This window comes from Kangiella sp. (genome assembly GCF_048265365.1).
Lineage (GTDB): Bacteria > Pseudomonadota > Gammaproteobacteria > Enterobacterales > Kangiellaceae > Kangiella.
Map to the genome: position 1 here is coordinate 192984 of NZ_JBLXBT010000001.1, position 16876 is coordinate 209859.

The 16876-nt window shown below is 43.6% G+C and carries 11 protein-coding genes; 5 read left to right on the plus strand and 6 right to left on the minus strand.

Annotation, left to right across the window (positions count from 1 at the left end; translation table 11 throughout):
- Position 1 precedes the first annotated feature (1 nt).
- From ACN0VI_RS00905 to pilG, 6 genes are read right to left on the minus strand one after another with little or no spacing between them, the layout of a single operon-like run.
- A complete protein-coding gene (locus tag ACN0VI_RS00905; protein WP_417445445.1) occupies positions 2–6598 on the minus strand; it encodes an Hpt domain-containing protein in 6597 nt (2198 codons plus the stop codon).
- A 20-nt stretch (positions 6599–6618) separates the two neighbouring features.
- Positions 6619–7494 carry a protein-glutamate O-methyltransferase CheR gene (locus ACN0VI_RS00910; RefSeq protein ID WP_331890358.1) on the minus strand — a complete coding sequence of 292 codons (876 nt, stop codon included), beginning with the start codon at positions 7492–7494 and terminating at the stop codon, positions 6619–6621.
- Positions 7495–7509: 15 nt separating this feature from the next.
- Entirely contained in the window at positions 7510–9855 is a 2346-nt protein-coding gene (locus ACN0VI_RS00915) for a methyl-accepting chemotaxis protein (protein WP_331890360.1), read from the minus strand.
- Between the two features lie 43 nt (positions 9856–9898).
- On the minus strand, positions 9899–10447 hold the full coding sequence (locus ACN0VI_RS00920; RefSeq protein WP_331890361.1) for a chemotaxis protein CheW: 549 nt from the start codon (positions 10445–10447) through the stop codon (positions 9899–9901).
- 6 nt (positions 10448–10453) lie between these two features.
- On the minus strand, positions 10454–10819 hold the full coding sequence (pilH, locus tag ACN0VI_RS00925; RefSeq protein ID WP_331890363.1) for a twitching motility response regulator PilH: 366 nt from the start codon (positions 10817–10819) through the stop codon (positions 10454–10456).
- 36 nt (positions 10820–10855) lie between these two features.
- Positions 10856–11254, minus strand: coding sequence for a twitching motility response regulator PilG (gene pilG / locus ACN0VI_RS00930; protein ID WP_012800161.1), 399 nt, complete (start codon positions 11252–11254; stop codon positions 10856–10858).
- A gap of 239 nt (positions 11255–11493) precedes the next feature.
- Between pilG and gshB the strand changes: the two genes are divergently transcribed.
- The 5 genes from gshB to ACN0VI_RS00955 all read left to right on the plus strand — a co-directional run bounded on the left by gshB (position 11494) and on the right by ACN0VI_RS00955 (position 16839).
- Entirely contained in the window at positions 11494–12444 is a 951-nt protein-coding gene (gshB, locus tag ACN0VI_RS00935; protein ID WP_417445446.1) for a glutathione synthase, read from the plus strand.
- A gap of 47 nt (positions 12445–12491) precedes the next feature.
- The gene (locus tag ACN0VI_RS00940) at positions 12492–13415 is read left to right on the plus strand and encodes a TonB family protein (RefSeq protein ID WP_331890372.1); all 924 of its coding nucleotides are present in this window, start codon (positions 12492–12494) and stop codon (positions 13413–13415) included.
- A 48-nt stretch (positions 13416–13463) separates the two neighbouring features.
- A complete protein-coding gene (locus ACN0VI_RS00945) occupies positions 13464–14027 on the plus strand; it encodes a YqgE/AlgH family protein (RefSeq protein WP_331890374.1) in 564 nt (187 codons plus the stop codon).
- A complete protein-coding gene (gene ruvX / locus ACN0VI_RS00950) occupies positions 14027–14464 on the plus strand; it encodes a Holliday junction resolvase RuvX (RefSeq protein ID WP_331890376.1) in 438 nt (145 codons plus the stop codon). The genes ACN0VI_RS00945 and ruvX overlap by 1 nt, the downstream gene beginning before the upstream one ends.
- A 113-nt stretch (positions 14465–14577) precedes the next feature.
- Positions 14578–16839, plus strand: a complete 2262-nt coding sequence (locus ACN0VI_RS00955; protein WP_417445447.1) for an EAL domain-containing protein — start codon at positions 14578–14580, stop codon at positions 16837–16839.
- Positions 16840–16876: the final 37 nt, after the last annotated feature.

Here is a 16876-nt window from a genome sequence, read left to right on the forward strand (position 1 = left end):
TTTAGTCTTCCAACTTAAGCATTTCATCAATTGTGCCCAACAGAGTTTCCTCATTATAAGGCTTACCTAAATAGCGATTGACGCCTATCTGCTCTGCACGCTCACGGTGTTTCTCACCCGTACGCGAGGTAATCATGATGATCGGTAAATGCTTAAGTCGTTCATCGTGTCGAATAATGGTTGCTAATTCGAAACCATCCATTCTTGGCATCTCAATATCCAGCAACATCACATCAGGGATGTCATCGTGCAGTTGGGTAATTGCATCAACACCATCTTTTGCCGTCATGACCTGGAATTGGTTACGCTGTAGTAATCTGGCAGTAACTTTACGAACCGTAATCGAGTCATCCACAACCATCACGACAGGGATGCGATTCTCAACTGGAGCTTCTTGCACCACACCAGCTTCGTGTGCGAAATCCCACTCGTGGAAGCGGTCTACCAGCGTCTGCATATCCAGAATCAGAACGACGCTACCATCACCAAGAATAGACGCACCTGAAATGCCTGGTACTGTTGAAATTTGACGGCCGATATTTTTAACAACGATTTCACGTGAACCAATTAACTCATCAACATGAACCGCAATCGGCTTGTCTTCACCTTGAATAATCAATACTGGTACGTATTCATCAACCGGTGGAATAATATCTGAGTTACGGTCAAGGATTTGTCCTAAGTAGCGCAACTCAAACTCTTCTCCTAAATGTGAGAAGGTTTTGTCTTTGTCTTGGTAAATCTCAAGAACTTCTTTTGCACTAACTCGTGCTACCGTTGTGATATTCGACAGCGGGATTGCATAAGGCTCGCCTTTAACTCTCACCATTAATGCCTGGTTAGATGACAGGGTAAATGGCAAGCGAACAGTCATAGTCGTGCCTTGACCTTCTTCCGAGCTGATATTTAATGAACCACCCAGCTGTAGAATTTCACTATGAACCACGTCCATACCAACACCACGACCAGAAATCTGAGTCACTGTCTCAGCGGTCGAGAAGCCAGGCTGTAGAATTAAGCGGAACAACTCACGATCGGTTGGGTTATAAGATTCGTCGATCATGCCTTGAGAAATCGCTCTTGCACGAACCTTATCTTTACGAATACCTGCACCATCATCTTGAATTTGGATATAAACTTCATTACCACGGCGCGACAAGCTCAAGTGTACGGTGCCCTTTTCAGCTTTACCCGCTTTCTTACGATCAGCTTTAGACTCAATACCGTGGTCGATTGCGTTTCGTAGCATGTGATCAAGTGGAGCAACCATACGCTCAATTACAGTACGGTCCATCTCACCTTCAGACTCAAGTACCAAATCAACATCTTTATTCAATTCGGTTGATATCTGACGCACCATACGACGCAGGCGGCTTTCAATACTATTAAAAGGTACCATTCGCGTGCGCATTAAGCGGTCTTGAAGCTCTGTATTTACCCGGCCCTGCGCCAGTAGCGTTGCTTCAGCATCGCCCACCTTGGTTTCCAGAGTCTCCTGAATTGACATTAAGTCACTGGCAGCCTCAAGTAAGCTTCGGGTCAACTCTTGTTGACGTGTATAGCGATCCATTTCTAGGGGATCAAACTCATCAAAATCTACCCCTGAAATTTCTCGGCGATACAGAACCTGCGCCTCAGTTTCAATCTCAAGGTTACGTAATTGGTCACGCAAACGATCAACCGTTGATGACATTTCTTTCAAGTTGAAGTTTAAGTCAGCTACTTGCTGCTCAAGACGCGAACGGAAGATCGAAGCCTCACCAGACAAGTTAACCAGATTATCCAGGACTTCAGAGCGAACACGAATGACATCCCGGTTAGCCGCTTCTTTAGCTGCTTCTTCTTTCTGTTTCTGTCTGTCAGCCAATGAAACAATTTTGACTTCAGCCTGCTCACCAGATTCTGCCAAGTCACGCTTATCAATCTGGTCTAGTTGAGATTCAATCGCCGCTTTTTCACTTTCAAGCTTGCGTAATAGTTCCGCTGGTTTAGCCGGCATTTGACCATTACGGACTTGCTCTACCATTTCATGCAGTTGATCATAACTACGACGGAGCACGTCAGCCCAACGGCTATTGCCTAAACGAGGGTCTCTTGCTAATGCTTCAACAACACCTTCCAACTTGTGAGTTAACTCACCGATTGGTGTGATCGCCGCCAGTTTCGCACCACTTTTTAGTGTGTGCAGATTTCTCATAGCAGAGTTTAAGGGCTGAGTATTATGTAAATCACCTGACCAGCGTTCAATAGCTTCTTCATAAGAATTCAGAAGTTCAGAAGCTTCACCTAAGAATAGCTCTGCAAGCTCCTCATTCCAAGCAGCCTCTTCTTCTGCAGTAGCTTTCTCTTCAACTGGCTTTTCTTTCTTTATCTCTTCTTTTTGCGATTCAGTTTTAGCCTCTTCAACTGGCTGCTCTGATTCTACCGGTTCTGCAGGTTTAACGGCTTCAGCTTCTGGCCTAACGTAGGTTCTTCCAGCTTTCTGAGCCGAAATAAATCCTTGGATTTCCTCGAGCATGGCTTCAGGTGAAGGAATCTGATCAGGAGTATTTCTTGCATTAAATATAGCTAGCAACTGATCCTCAGCTCGCTCAGCTAAATCAATAGCCTGATCGGATGCAGCGAATAGTTGATCGGTAATGGCTGTATATAAATCTTCTAAGCCATGAGCCAAGTCGCCGATTGGAGAGAAACCAGCCATTCTCGCACTACCTTTCAAGGTATGCAGGTTACGCTGTAATTCAGCAATGATTTTTGCATTATTAGGTTCTTGGCGCCATTTTTGCAGTAGAGCTGCATCGCTATCAAATAGCTCTTCTGCTTCTTCACTGAAGATTTCAAGAAGTTCATCATCGACATCAAGATCGAGGCTAATTGTTTTAGCAGACTCTTTACTAAGCTCTTCTTCTACTGCTTGCGCTGTATCTTCTTCCGGAGCTTCTTCACTCACTTCTTCATTCAGATCTTCACTGAATTCTTCTGTAAGCTCCTCGGGTTGTTCATCAACCGTATCTTCTTGCTCAGTAACGCTGTCTTCTTTTGTCTCTGCTGCTTCACCGAAACCTTCGAGGTCAAACTCTACTGAGTCTTCTTCAGTCGCTTCTTCCTGCTGCACTTCTTCATGTGAGGTTTCTTCAGTCACTTCACTAGTTTCGTCCGAACCTAACTCTTTTGAAAGGTCAAGGTCCTCACTAAGATCTAAGCCAAGCTCCTCAGCTGCATCTTCTAGACTGATATCAGAGTCGTCTTTGATTTCTTCACTGCTTGACTCTTCTTTTTCTGGCTCAGAAGCTAAGAAATCATCTGAGAACTCAAACTCAATTGAATTATCATCTGTCGCTGCTTTTTCTTCAGTACTTGCTTCTTTTTGTTCCGGCTTTTCTTCAGGTTTTGCAGTTAAGAAGTCTTCATCTAGGCTGAACTCAATACTGTTATCATCTTTTGCTGGCTTCTCTTCCTGTTCAGAAGTTTCTATAGCTGAGGTAACATCAGAGGTTTCATCAGATAACTCCAACTCTACTTCAGATGAGCTCTCATCCTCAGCAGTAGCTTCTCCAGCGGCCGGCTCTAATTCCAGCTCTAAACCTGAACTGGCTTCAGCTGGACTCCAGGTTTGCAACGCCTGAACCAGGTCACTAGCTTCTGCGATTGACAAGTTAGCAGCCAGACAATCAAATTGATTTTCAAGTTGGTTATAAGTTTCATTCAGCAGAACACCGATTGAGGTGTCCACTTTGTTAGCTGTCATATTACGTTGTAAAGCATCACTGAGTGCAGATACCACCTGCTCAATCTCATTAAGTTCTGCTTCACCTAAAATGCTCTTCAGGCGATCAACTGACGCCATTAAATATGAGATCTTTTCTAAACGCTCTTTCTCAGGTGTTTCTTGCAAGTTAGTGCTTTCAATATCAACCAGTACATCTGAAGCGATGTTGAAGATATCTTTTATCAGCTCCGGATCACGTCCTTGGTCCTGAGTTGACTCACCAGACTCATCAAATCGTTTTTGTTGCAGCGACAATTGCTGAAGAATTTCATCTTCATGAACTGAAATTACCTGATCATCCTCTGGTGCACTAATAATATGTCTCAACAAATCTTTGGTATGATCGATTAAGGCCATATCGCCTTCTTCAGCTAACAACTCACGAGTTTTCAACTCTTGGAAATAGCTTTCAACCGGAACAATCACGTTGGTTAGCGACTGAATATTAGCTATATGCGCCACACCTTTTAAGGTATGTAATGAACGCAGAAGGTTGTCGCTGATTTGGCTCTGGGTAATCCCTTGCTGACGTTGATTAGCAAACATTTCAAGATTGGTTACATGACCCTCAGCTTCTTGCTTGAATATATCAAATAATTCTTGTTCTGCTGCTTGATCAGCCTCTTCCTCTGTTTGCTCTTCATGTGGCTGAATATCAGTGATGATCTCACCTTTACTGATACGATTTGCTCTCTCAGCTAAATCTCTTGGGTATTGCGTTCTTTCTCCGCCCGCAAACTGCTTCACCATTTTGGGTAATATATTTGCGACTTCTTCAGTGGTGACAAACAATGCCGGACTATATTCAATACTGTGATCAAGCAAACGATTGAGCATATTTTCAATTGCCCAACTCAATTCACCTATATCAGTAGCACCGACCATGCGACCACTACCTTTTAAGGTATGGAAGTTGCGGCGAATCGTATTTATTGCCTCTTTATTCGTCTGATCCTGTTTCCACTCTGGAAGCAAGCTGTGCATTTCTTCAAGAACTTCATCCGCTTCTTCAATAAAAATCTCACGGACTTCATCGTCTATTAACTCGTCACTGTCATCGCCTTGATCATAGCTCTCACTTTCAACCATTTCGATTTCAGGCATATCAAGCCGCTCATCCAAGACTGGTAGCAGTTCTTCATCGAGGTTGCCGTAGTGCTCTTCCAACTCACTGATACTATCAATGGCTCTCTGTAAGATTACTGGCAAGCCATGTAATCCAGATGACATCAATCCTTCAAGGTAATAATCAACCGAGCTAATTGCATCAGCTAGTATTGAAACCTCAGCATCACTTAAGACGACTTTTTCGCTTATAAGATACTTGACCACGAAGTTTTTCGACTTCGTAATAACGTCCAATAGATTATCAAGCTTGGCAAAAGTTAAGGCACCCTCAACTTCTTTTAATAATTCAGGAACATTTTCCAAGCGACTAATATTGTGGCTTTCATCAAGATAGTCAGTGATTGCATCTTTAACTTTATGTAGGTTGCCGCGACTTTCTTGAACCAACTGATATCTGGCATTAATGATCTGTAAAGATTCACCTTCACCTTGACCAAGGCTCTCATTAGTCAGCTGCTTACTGTCCATTTTAAGCGCACGCTCAATGTAGTCCTCTAGTGATAGAATTCCTTCAGCGATATATATCAGACCTTTTTCGCGATCAGCTTCAGAACCATCAAGCAAGTCGCCAATGGAGCCCATCTGCTTGCTGATCATTTCTTTGGATTGGGTTAAACCAAGCATCGACATGGTGTCTGAAATCTTCTGCATCGCTGGAATCATATCTTCCAGAGGCTCGCTTTCCTGTGATTTGGTGCGAATATAAAGGTCAAGAGACTCTTTGATTTCACCCAAGTCTTCCTTGATCACGTTCAGTGCAATTCGCACGCTCGCGGTATCAGGGCCAGTTAAATCATTAGACTCGCTTTCAAGATCCCCTAAAGAATCCATTAGCTGATTTAGCTGGAATTTATCTTGTACTTCTTTGACCTGCTCATCTTCTGTATCAAATTGAGCAACATAAAATAGAATATTGATTAAAACTTTATTCGCTTCTTCCTGATTAGCTGTTTGCTCTATTAGCTCGCGGATTCTGCGATCAACCTGACCCAGTAGACTTTTAACAACCGGATTATCTTTCTTAGGGAGAAGTCCAATATTTTTTAGGAAGATCGAGGTTACCCACCAAAGCGGTTGATATGGAACTCGGTTTTCCAACCCCCATAAGGACTCTGTGACTTCACGCATCCGCTCCATGTTAACCTGTACTTCAACGTCTCTGATAACCCCAAGTAATCCTTGTTGGAATTTGGAACGAAGCGCTTTGACTTCGGCTAAAATATCGCCTTTAAGTTCTGTTTTGTTTTTAGGAGAAGGAGCATCAATCCCTTCGGTTGGAATATTGAGCAGGTTGCCTGCACCCAAGCTATCAGCACCGCGACAGATGCGCATATCGTTGATGGCAGGCAGTAAAATAACCGGTAGATCAGATTTTCCCTCGGCGTAACGTGATAAGTAGCTACGGAATCTTAAAATGGCAGAAAGAAAGACTTCATAAGCTTTCTCGTTCGACTCAACTTTTCTCTCGCCGATTGCTTCGGCCAGTGCTTCCATTTCTTCCGCAAGCAAGGCAGCGCCAGAAAACTCGAGCATTTGCATAGTGCCACGAATCTGATGCATGCAATTTGCACAGAAATGTATCTGGGTTTTATCAGACTCGTCTTCCGCATACGCTTTTATTGCATTTTGCGCTTGCTCAAGCGTGCTTTCAACTTCGTCTTTTACCCAATTTAAAGCTACTTTTGTTTGATTATCTCTCATGCCTACACCATTTTTTGTAGCTATAGCTGTCGCTGATATGCCAAACAGTTCTTTTCGTCAATCCGTACTAACTCAGGATGATTCCAGTTAATAATTTCACCAAGCCCTAAAATCAATACACCGCCCGGGATTAACCTTTCAACCAGCCCTTCTAGAATATTGATCCGATCTTCAGGGCGAAAATAAATTAATACGTTCTGACAAAATATGACGTCATAATTGCGCTTTGGCGACTGTGCAATATCATTCAAATTGCCTTGTAAGAACAACACTCGGTTACGAATGTTCTCTTTAACCCGCCAGTGCTTGCCGTCATGACGATTAAAATACGATGCCTGAATATCAGGAGACATCATGTGTAATTTTCTGTCGCTATATATTGCACGTCTCGCTGATGTCAGCGCGGGATAGCTAATATCTATTCCAGTAATCCCGTAATAGAATCGCAAACCCTTTTCCGTTAATGAGTTCAAACTCAACTCTTCTAGTGCTATAGCCAAACTGTATGGCTCTTCACCAGTGGAGCAGCCAACACTCCATATTTGTACGTTACAGTCACTGTTCGAGTTGGCTGACTGATTTATTTTCTGCTGACAAACATGCTGAACTAGATCAAACGATTCTTTATGCCTGAAAAAACTCGTTTCATGAATGGTCAGCGCATCAATCAATTGAAACCATTCTATCGAAGCCCAGCTTTTATCCTGCAGCTTCAAATAATACTCATCGTACCCTTTTAAATTCAGGTCCCGGATTCTCTTCAGCAAACTCGTTTTAAGAAACAGCTGCCGGTTTGCTGGAATCCAGATACCTGAGTATTTTCGTATTAAAGACTGCCAACGTTCAAAGCTAGCAGTCTCCATATCCGGTACATGAGTTAAAGAGCTTTGTTTCAACTATAGCGCTCTCAATTAATCTTTTTTCTTAGAGTCATCTTCAGAGAAGATATCTTCGTCTAATTCCTCAAGACTTTCACCGGCTTCTTTCAAGAAGTCCTCAAGCTCATCGCTAGTGTTCTGCAAATCATCATTTGCTTCATCCAACTCACTTGCTTCTTCATTCAAATTATCCAGCGATTCATCCAAATCTTCAGCGAATGACTCTTCATCAATCTCATCGGCATCGTCGAACATTTTCTCGAAACTTTCCTCCGAATCGTCAGCAGCGGTTACGCTATCATCCGCACGGAAGTAATCATCATTGGTTGAATCCAACTTGAAGCCCGCAACCGAGCGACGTAGATCTTCCGACAATTCGGTTAATTTACCAATCGAGCGAGCAGTTTCCTGAGTACCTTCAGAAGTTTGCGTTGTAATCTCCTGAATAACCGTCATCGTATTGGATACATGACCAGCTGAAGCAGCCTGTTGACGTGCAGCGTTCGAGATGCTTTGAATCAAGTCCGCCAGGTTGGTTGATACCGTTTCGATTTCTTCCAGTGCCACACCCGCGTCTTGCGCCAGTCGAGCACCACGAACAACTTCAGAAGTGGTATCTTCCATCGAAATTACCGCTTCGTTAGTATCCGTTTGAATCGTTTTAACCAGTGCTTCAATCTGTTTTGTCGCATTTGATGAACGTTCCGCTAATCGCTGAACCTCATCCGCAACAACCGCGAAACCACGACCAGCTTCACCCGCTGCCGATGCCTGAATTGCCGCGTTCAATGCCAGGATATTCGTTTGGTCAGCAATATCGTTAATCAAGGATACGATGTTACCAATCTCTTGCGATGACTCACCCAGTCGTTTAATACGTTTAGACGTTTCCTGAATCTGCTCACGAATGGTATCCATGCCTCGAATAGTGTTTCGTACAACTTCACCACCCTTCTTCGCAATTTCCACCGATTTTTCCGCAACCTGAGATGACTCAGATGCGTTGGCAGATACTTGCTCAATAGAAACCGCCATTTCGTTAATCGCTGCAGAGGCACCAGTAATTTCCTGCGCCTGTTGGCGAGAAGCTTCAGCCAGTGCACTCGATGTTTGCTGCGTTTCTTCTGCTGATTTTGATACCTGATCAACCGCCTCGTTAATCGCGCCAACCACGCCACGCAATTGGTCAATGGTTAAGTTGAATGAGTCAGCAATCGCACCCGTGAAGTCCTCGGTAACCGTTGCTTTAACAGTCAAGTCACCATCCGCCAAGCTATCAATCTCATCCAGTAGTCGAATAATCGCTTCCTGGTTTCGCGCATTCTCTTCTTTCTCACGTTCTGCTGAAACTTCTGAGTCACGGAGACGAACTTTCTCAGCTTTACGCTGGTTGAGGTACATACCGACCAAGAGCAACAAGATCAGTACAAACAATGCACCTGACAACACCGGACTACCTGGCTCCGTATAACTCGTTGTCATTGCAGCAAAAGCGGCTTCTACCCTAGATGTAGCCCCTAATAAGGAGTCTGCAGTGTTATAGATACTGTCCGATGCATTTTGTACTTCAAACAGTTTTGGTGTACTGAATACAATGTAATCAACTTTTTCGCTAACACTTTGGAATTCATCAACGATTGCTTCAAGAGCCACGCGAGCCTCGGGATTGTTTACGCGTCGAATCTCAAGTAAAGCGTCACCATTCAACTGGCCTTCAAGGTAAACTCCGAAAGTGTCTACGTCCTGACCGAAATCTTCTGCAGCTAACTCTGCTTCTTCGCCACCACGCAATACTTTCTGCATACCCGATGAAATACGCTCTGCCAACCATTTCTGACGAGTTGCCTGATGCACTTCTTCACCGTCAGCACGATTATCAAGAAGTGTATCAATTACACTGTCATATTGACGTTGCATGGTTGGGATTTGTTCTGCCAAATCGTCCGCATTCGTATACATGCGGTTAACCACTTCCTGGTTAGCCAAGATGGACTGAGTTTGTGGCTCAACTTCTTGCCACATATTTTCAAGAGATTTCAGCTCATTATTACGGACGCTTGCCGGTGCGGGAGGTAGGTTAGTAACACCCTCACCATCAATCAGTTTTCGCAAATTACCACTGAACTGCTTGGTCGCTGCGTCCAATTCAGCAAATGCTGATTGGGTACCTTGCGCTGATTCAGAGGCGTTTGTTGCAATCTGTTGCGACAATACCTTCATTTCCGACGCAAGCTCTGTTCGCTTAATACGGTTTTGACTTTCTAAGAAACCATAACCTGCATTAACCGCCAGCGCGATCAAGACAATGACTAGCAAAAAAGCATAAACACCGATCCCAGATCGGCTTGCTTTCTTCATCTTCTTTGTGGTCTCACTCATAGGTTGCTCCCGAGACATCTTAACTTCATATTGTTGTAAAAATTCACACAGCGACCTGGTGAAGTTCCGGACTTTCCGATAACTCCTTCATCCCAAAAACCCGCCATAACTCCCCGTTTCGTTCAAAGCCCCCTACAATATAAGGAGCAATAACTGCATCGGCAGAAAGACTACCTTCAACCTGCTCACCTTCTTCAAAGTGGTGCAAGCCGCGCACTTCATCAACCACCAAACCAAGGTATGAACCTTGCTGATCAAGCACTAAAACTCTTTGTTTTAAAATATTTCTAGAACTTGGACGCCCTAAGTATTCCTGTAAGTCAACTAACGCTAGAAGTACACCACGCAAATTGGCCACACCTTTTAACCATACCTTGGCGCCAGGCACCTTGGTGGTCTGCGGGACGGGAATAATTTCAGAAATTTCATCCAAAGGAGCAAGGTAGTTCACGCCGTTTAGCACAAAACTTACCCCACTATAGAAAGCGCCACCACTAACGTCATGCTGTGGTAGCGAATCTCGATGTTTCTGACTACGTTCTGCTATGTCGGCAAGAATGCCTACAATGTTGGTCGCATCAGTTCCAGACATAAGAGGTTATGATCCTAAAACGTTATTCACAGACTCTAATAAAGAGGCTTCATCTACGGGCTTAGTAATATAATCGTTGGCGCCTTGACGCATACCCCAGACACGGTCAGTGGCCTGTGATTTGGTGGAGACGATAATGATTGGAATAGACGATGTTGCAGAATCTTTTTTCAGTTGACGAGTTGCCTGGAAGCCGTTTAATCCTGGCATCACTACATCCATAAGAATCACATCAGGGTGATTGGCTTTCGCTGAAGCGATACCCGACTCACCATCTGGAGCAGTAATAACCTGGTGACCATTTTTCTCCAGCATACCGGTTAGAATATGTGCTTCTGTTGGAGAATCATCAACAATAAGTACACGAGCCATTATAAATTACCTCTCTTTAAAATCTTCAATTCTTAATCAAGCCACAGCCGGTTTGTTTTGCAACTGCTGGGATATGGCGTTCAATAATTCGTCACGACTAAATGGTTTCGTTAAATAGTTATCAGAGCCGACGACTCGACCTTTAGCCTTATCAAACACCCCATCTTTACTGGATAACATTATAATTGGGGTGCTCTTAAAATTCTGGTTACTCTTAACTAGTGCGCAGGTTTGATACCCGTCAAGGCGAGGCATCATAATATCAATGAAAATGATATCGGGCTTATAGTCGGCAATCTTGGATAAGGCGTCATACCCATCGACACCAGTTACAACATCACATCCCTGCTTTTTCAAAAGCGTCTCAGCAGTACGACGAATAGTTTTACTATCGTCCACCACCATCACTTTTAAACCTTTGAACAAATCACTCATGTATGGCTACCTATGAACAGCGAAAATTCACTATTTAATAAAGAGTTAGCGCCTTTTCTTCAACTTTTTTTTAGATTTCTACTTACCTTTTAGCATAAAAGTCAAGAAGTCGCAAAACAGTTCACATTTTCAGACTAATTCTGTTGCTGAATCCATGCAACCTTTTTCTTGCAAGAATAAAGGTTTTGCTGGTTAATGCTTCATGATAACTTATTATTAAACCACATGCTTTTTCTTTTATGTCATATTCTCTATTAATGGTCATGGACCCCATCGACCAGGTTAATATCGTTAAAGATACCAGTTTCGGATTGTTGCTAGAAGCGCAACGCCGTGGCTGGGATTTGTACTATTGTCAGCAACAGGATCTTTACCTGGAACAGGGCGAAATTAGAGCTTCCTGCCAGTCACTCACAGTCTTCAACGATCCCAAGCAATGGTTTGCGCTACAAGCTCCGGAGCAGAAGGGCTTACATCATTTTGGGGCGGTATTTATGCGTAAGGACCCTCCATTTGATATGAATTATATTTATAGCACCTACTTACTCGAGCTTGCGCAAAATCAAGGCACTTTGGTTGTTAACAACCCGAGAAGCCTTAGAGATTGTAATGAAAAGTTATTTACAGCCTGGTTTCCCGAGCTGACACCTCCCACTCTGGTTTCTTCCAATTCACGACTTCTAAAGCAGTTCGTTATCGAGCAGAAAGATGTCATTTTGAAACCGTTGGATGGTATGGGTGGCGCTTCGATCTTTCGTATCAAGCAAGATGATCCCAATACTTCTGTCATCATCGAGACCTTGACTGAGGGCGGAAAGCATATGGCCATGGCTCAGCGTTTTATCCCCGAAATTACCCAGGGAGACAAACGCATTCTGGTAGTCAATGGTGAAGTAATTCCCTATGTATTAGCACGTATTCCTCAAAAGGGTGAAACCCGTGGTAACCTCGCAGCCGGTGGTAGCGGTGTGCCGATGCCTATCAGCGAGCAGGAAAAAAGACTTGCTGAGACCATTGCGCCAGAGCTGGTTAAACGTGGCTTATACTTCGTCGGACTGGATGTGATTGGTGACTATGTGACCGAAATAAACGTTACCAGCCCAACTTGTATGCGAGAATTAGACAAAGAATATGGTATTAATATTGCTGCCAAGCTTTTCGAAGGTCTTGAGCAGCAAGTACCACAATAACAATATCCAGCACCCTTTATTATTAACGAACCCATGAATTAGAGCCTATGAGCCAGGTCATACAACCGCCTCAAAAAGAATTGGTAAAACTCAATCAATCGCCAGTAAAAGACGGCGATCGTTTGAAGTTCACTCTGTTTCTGGCCATTTGTTTCCATCTACTCCTTTTCCTCGGAGTTCGTTTTGTATTGCCGCAAACGGAACCCAGTCAGATTCCTATTGCATTGGATGTGACCCTGGCTCAACGTGAAAGCATTGACCCTCCAGACAAAGCTGACTTCGTTGGCCAAACCAACCAGCAAGGTGCTGGCGAGTCAGAAACGGCAGAGCGGGCAACCACCAAACTTGAACACTTCAAGAATATCGAAGGTCAAACTGACATGCCTTCTTTAGAGCTGGTGCCTGAGCAACACCAATCTCAGGAGGCGCTACAGCTGGTCACTACTGACGACTCACAACAAACTGTGGAACAGCCTGTAGAAACCGAAAGCAATAAGCAGAACACTCCCGACCAGGTTGATAAACCAACAGAAATCACGCCACCACCGGAGCTGCTTGAACAATACAACCTGGAACAGGATGTTGCTAACCAGCTACAAACCCGCGGCCTGAAGAAACGTCAAATTTCTGCAGCTATTTACGAGTCCCCAGCTGACGCACAATACCTGGAGTTATGGCGCAAAAAAGTTGAGCAAGTCGGTAACCTCCATTATCCCGAACAAGCTAAACAGCGGGGAATTTATGGTAGCCTGACGCTCAAGGTCAGTATCGATAAGGACGGTAGTCTGCTTGATGTTATGATCCTTCGCTCCTCCGGCGAAAAGATCCTCGACCAGGCAGCACTTGATATCGTGCGCCTTTCCGCACCATTCGAACCGCTTCCCGAATCCATTCGTCACAACACAGATATTTTAGAAATTGTTAGAACCTGGCAGTTTCAACCGGACAATAGCTTAAATACCAGAAATTGATACAATAGTTCCTATCCACCAACCTATTTCTTAAGTGTTAGTTTCAACATGGAAGCGATTCAATCATTAGCCAATCACCTGCTAGTCGCCATGCCCAGCCTGCATGACCCTTTTTTCTCGCGCAGCGTCACCTACATTTGCGAGCACAATGAACAGGGAGCTTTGGGTATTGTGCTAAGTCTGCCACTTGAAGCAACTTATGATGAATTATTTAAGCATCTCAATATTGAGACCAGCAGTGATCAAAGCGACGAGCGCGTGCTGCTAGCTGGCGGTCCAGTGGATCGTGAGCGAGGTTTTATTTTGCATAGTCCGATCGGTAGCTGGGAATCCTCTTTAACCATTAGCGACGAAATTGCCCTTTCTACTTCAGAAGATATTTTACAGGCTATTGCCTCCCAGCAAGGTCCTGAAGATGTAGTGATAGCTTTGGGTTATGCAGGCTGGGAGGAAGGCCAGCTTGAAAAAGAAATGGAAGAAAATTCCTGGTTATTTGCTCCAGCCGATAAGGAGATCATTTTTAGAACTCGCCCAGAAGAGCGCTGGTTAAAAGCAACCAAGCTACTGGGTATAGACTGGACCCAAATTGCCGAACAGGAAGGCCACGCCTGATGACAAACCTTACCACAGCTCAGCGTTATCTTTGCTTCGACTTTGGAGAGAAACGATTGGGTGTTGCGACCGGTGTTCGGACCCAGATGTCGAGTCAGGCACTCACCGTTCTCACCGTAACCAATGACCAGCCCGACTGGAAGCTTATCGAAAGTCTTATCAGGGAATGGAGCGTTGAAGCCTTTGTCGTTGGACTGCCCCTCAATATGGATGATAGCGAGCAGGAACTTACTCAAAAAGCACGCAAATTTGCTAACAGACTGCATGGCCGCTTTGGTCTTCCCACCTACCTGCATGATGAACGTTTAAGTTCGGCCGAAGTAAAAGATTACCTGTATGAAATCGGGGGATACAAAAAACTCAAGCAAAATCCAATTGACGCCTATGCGGCAGAACTCATCTTGAAAGGCTTCTTTGAGCAACACCACCCCTCTTAACTTGATATTTGTTGACTTTGCGAAAACCTGCCTATAAACAGTGTAGGCTTGCAACCTATCTGGCTTTGTTCAATACTGCTTAAACGGACAACAAGGAGACAGCAAAGGAATTAATGCTGAGCAAACTGTCAAATGACCAAAAACTGCTATGGAGCTTTTTAGCGCTTCTGTGGATTAACTTTGTCGTTTTTGCAGTATTTACTTATTTTGTCCAACGTGAACAACTGCTTGAAAATGCTTTCCAACAACTGACTCACCAATCTGAAATAACCGGCAATACCCTTGATGAATGGATGCTATCAAGATCAGGATTAGTTACCGGTTTAGCCAAGGAAATTGCCGCTAAACCACCAGAGCAACATCAATCCATTCCACCAGTTTACTTTGAACGAATTGCCGATACCGGTTTATTGCAATATCTTGGCTATGGTTTAGAAAATGGTTTTTATACTTCCAATCCTTGGCCGCTACCAGAAGATTATGACCCAAGACTTCGCCCTTGGTACAGAAATGCTAAAGAGGCAATGCAGCCAACCATTTCAGAACCCTATTTAGGTGTTAATGACTATACAACCACTTATCTTGCTTTTACGGCACCCATTATCAGTGATGGAAAATTTTACGGCGTGGTAACGGGTGATGTCACTTTCGATGATATCCATCAGAAGATTCTCTCAACGCCTGTCAGCTATGATGGTCAATTTAATCTCATTAAAAGTAACGGTGATGTTGTATTACGTCCTGTTGACCCCGACGATCTTGAAGTGCCAGCTGATTTCTTTTCTTTAAATATCGACTCTGACGAATTAAGAAACACATTAAGTCCAACCAATACAACTGAGTTTATAGCGGACGAAAGCATAGTCGTTTTCTACCCTCTTGAACATGTTAACTGGTGGTTAACCGCAGAAGTCGATAAGCAAACCCTGTTCGCTCCTGTTTATCGCAATTTAACCAATATTTTATTGCTGTTTATGGCAATAGCTTTAAGTAGTATTTTGCTGCATAAAGTGTTTACCCGTCGTATCTATAAACCGATACTTCGTCAAATTCAAATGGATTACCACACTGATCTGCCTAATAAAAATACATTCATGGAGCAAATTCACAAGCTAACTCTCTCCAACCTAAAGCATGGTTTGCTGATCATCATTGAGTTTAAAAAAATGACATCACTGTTGTCTGGATATTCCCCGGATGTCATCAACTCCATCCAGCAACAAACTCTAAGGCGGGTTAAGAGTAGTTTCTTGCGTGACTATATTGTTGGTTCTATTGCTCATGACCAGTTAGCAGTTTTTGTTCCTTTTCGAAACACCCCTAACTCCCAGTTCATAGATCGCCGTTTGCAGCATCTCTCTGCGTTGTTAAATAATCCTTTGCATATCAACCATGAAGGACTAGAACAGGAAGTTGTGACACCGATTAACCTGGCTAGTGTTTGTTATCCCGAAGATGGAGGTGTTTTTGACCTAATAAATAAAGCGAATATTGCGCTTTCCACTTTGGAAAATAGCAGTGCAAGCAGCACTCAATATCACAGCAGCTCGATTAGGCAGTTAGCGACTGAATCTAATTTGGTGCAGGCTTTCCATCATGCACTGAATAACAACGAACTTTCACTAGTCTTTCAGCCACAGATTGACTGTAAAACAAGTTCTATCACTGGAGTTGAAGTATTTTCGCGCTGGCATTCGAAAAAGCTTAACAGAACTATTTCGCCGCTGGTTTTTGTCCAGCTGGCTGAGAAGCACCACCTGATTCGTGACTTTTCTGTCTGGTTGTTACACAGCCTATTTGAACAAATTTCCGGCTGGCTCAAGTCCGAGCTGCCAGCTCCTAAATTTGCAATTAATTTATCCAGTCTGAACCTTCATGACCCAGTTTTCATGAAACAGTTCTTCCAACTATTAAAGAATTATCGCATTCCACCTGAAATACTGCAGATTGAAATTACAGAGCACATCTCTCTAGAGTTATTCCCAGAAGACAATAATGCATTAATGCAATTGCGAAACCATGGGATATCCATTGCCATTGATGACTTTGGTACGGGCTACTCATCTTTATCCTATTTGAAGCATCTACCCATCGACACTATAAAAATCGACCGGAGTTTTATTAAATCACTACCCGATAGTTATTCTGATTTAGCGCTAAGTAAGGCCATTATTGATATTGGTAGGGAGTTTAACTTAGACGTAGTAGCCGAAGGCGTAGAAACTCAAGCACAGCTTCAAGTGCTAAATAAACATGGCTGTTTTCATATCCAGGGATTCCTTTTCAGCGAGCCTCTCTCTGCACAAGAATTGGAAGACTTTTCGCAGAAGTGGAACAACACTTCCTGCAATGATTTAATCTATTCTCAGTATTAAAAAAGGCCAGCATCAAGCCGGCCTTTAATAAAACAAC

Excerpts from the sequence above, each read along its gene's own strand:
- ACN0VI_RS00905 (WP_417445445.1), bottom strand. The coding sequence starts at position 6,598 with ATGAGAGATAATCAAACAAAAGTAGCTTTAAATTGGGTAAAAGACGAA.
- ACN0VI_RS00915 (WP_331890360.1), bottom strand. The coding sequence starts at position 9,855 with ATGAGTGAGACCACAAAGAAGATGAAGAAAGCAAGCCGATCTGGGATC.
- ACN0VI_RS00920 (WP_331890361.1), bottom strand. The coding sequence starts at position 10,447 with ATGTCTGGAACTGATGCGACCAACATTGTAGGCATTCTTGCCGACATA.
- pilH (WP_331890363.1), bottom strand. The coding sequence starts at position 10,819 with ATGGCTCGTGTACTTATTGTTGATGATTCTCCAACAGAAGCACATATT.
- pilG (WP_012800161.1), bottom strand. The coding sequence starts at position 11,254 with ATGAGTGATTTGTTCAAAGGTTTAAAAGTGATGGTGGTGGACGATAGT.
- gshB (WP_417445446.1), top strand. The coding sequence starts at position 11,494 with ATGTCATATTCTCTATTAATGGTCATGGACCCCATCGACCAGGTTAAT.
- ACN0VI_RS00940 (WP_331890372.1), top strand. The coding sequence starts at position 12,492 with ATGAGCCAGGTCATACAACCGCCTCAAAAAGAATTGGTAAAACTCAAT.
- ACN0VI_RS00945 (WP_331890374.1), top strand. The coding sequence starts at position 13,464 with ATGGAAGCGATTCAATCATTAGCCAATCACCTGCTAGTCGCCATGCCC.
- ruvX (WP_331890376.1), top strand. The coding sequence starts at position 14,027 with ATGACAAACCTTACCACAGCTCAGCGTTATCTTTGCTTCGACTTTGGA.
- ACN0VI_RS00955 (WP_417445447.1), top strand. The coding sequence starts at position 14,578 with ATGCTGAGCAAACTGTCAAATGACCAAAAACTGCTATGGAGCTTTTTA.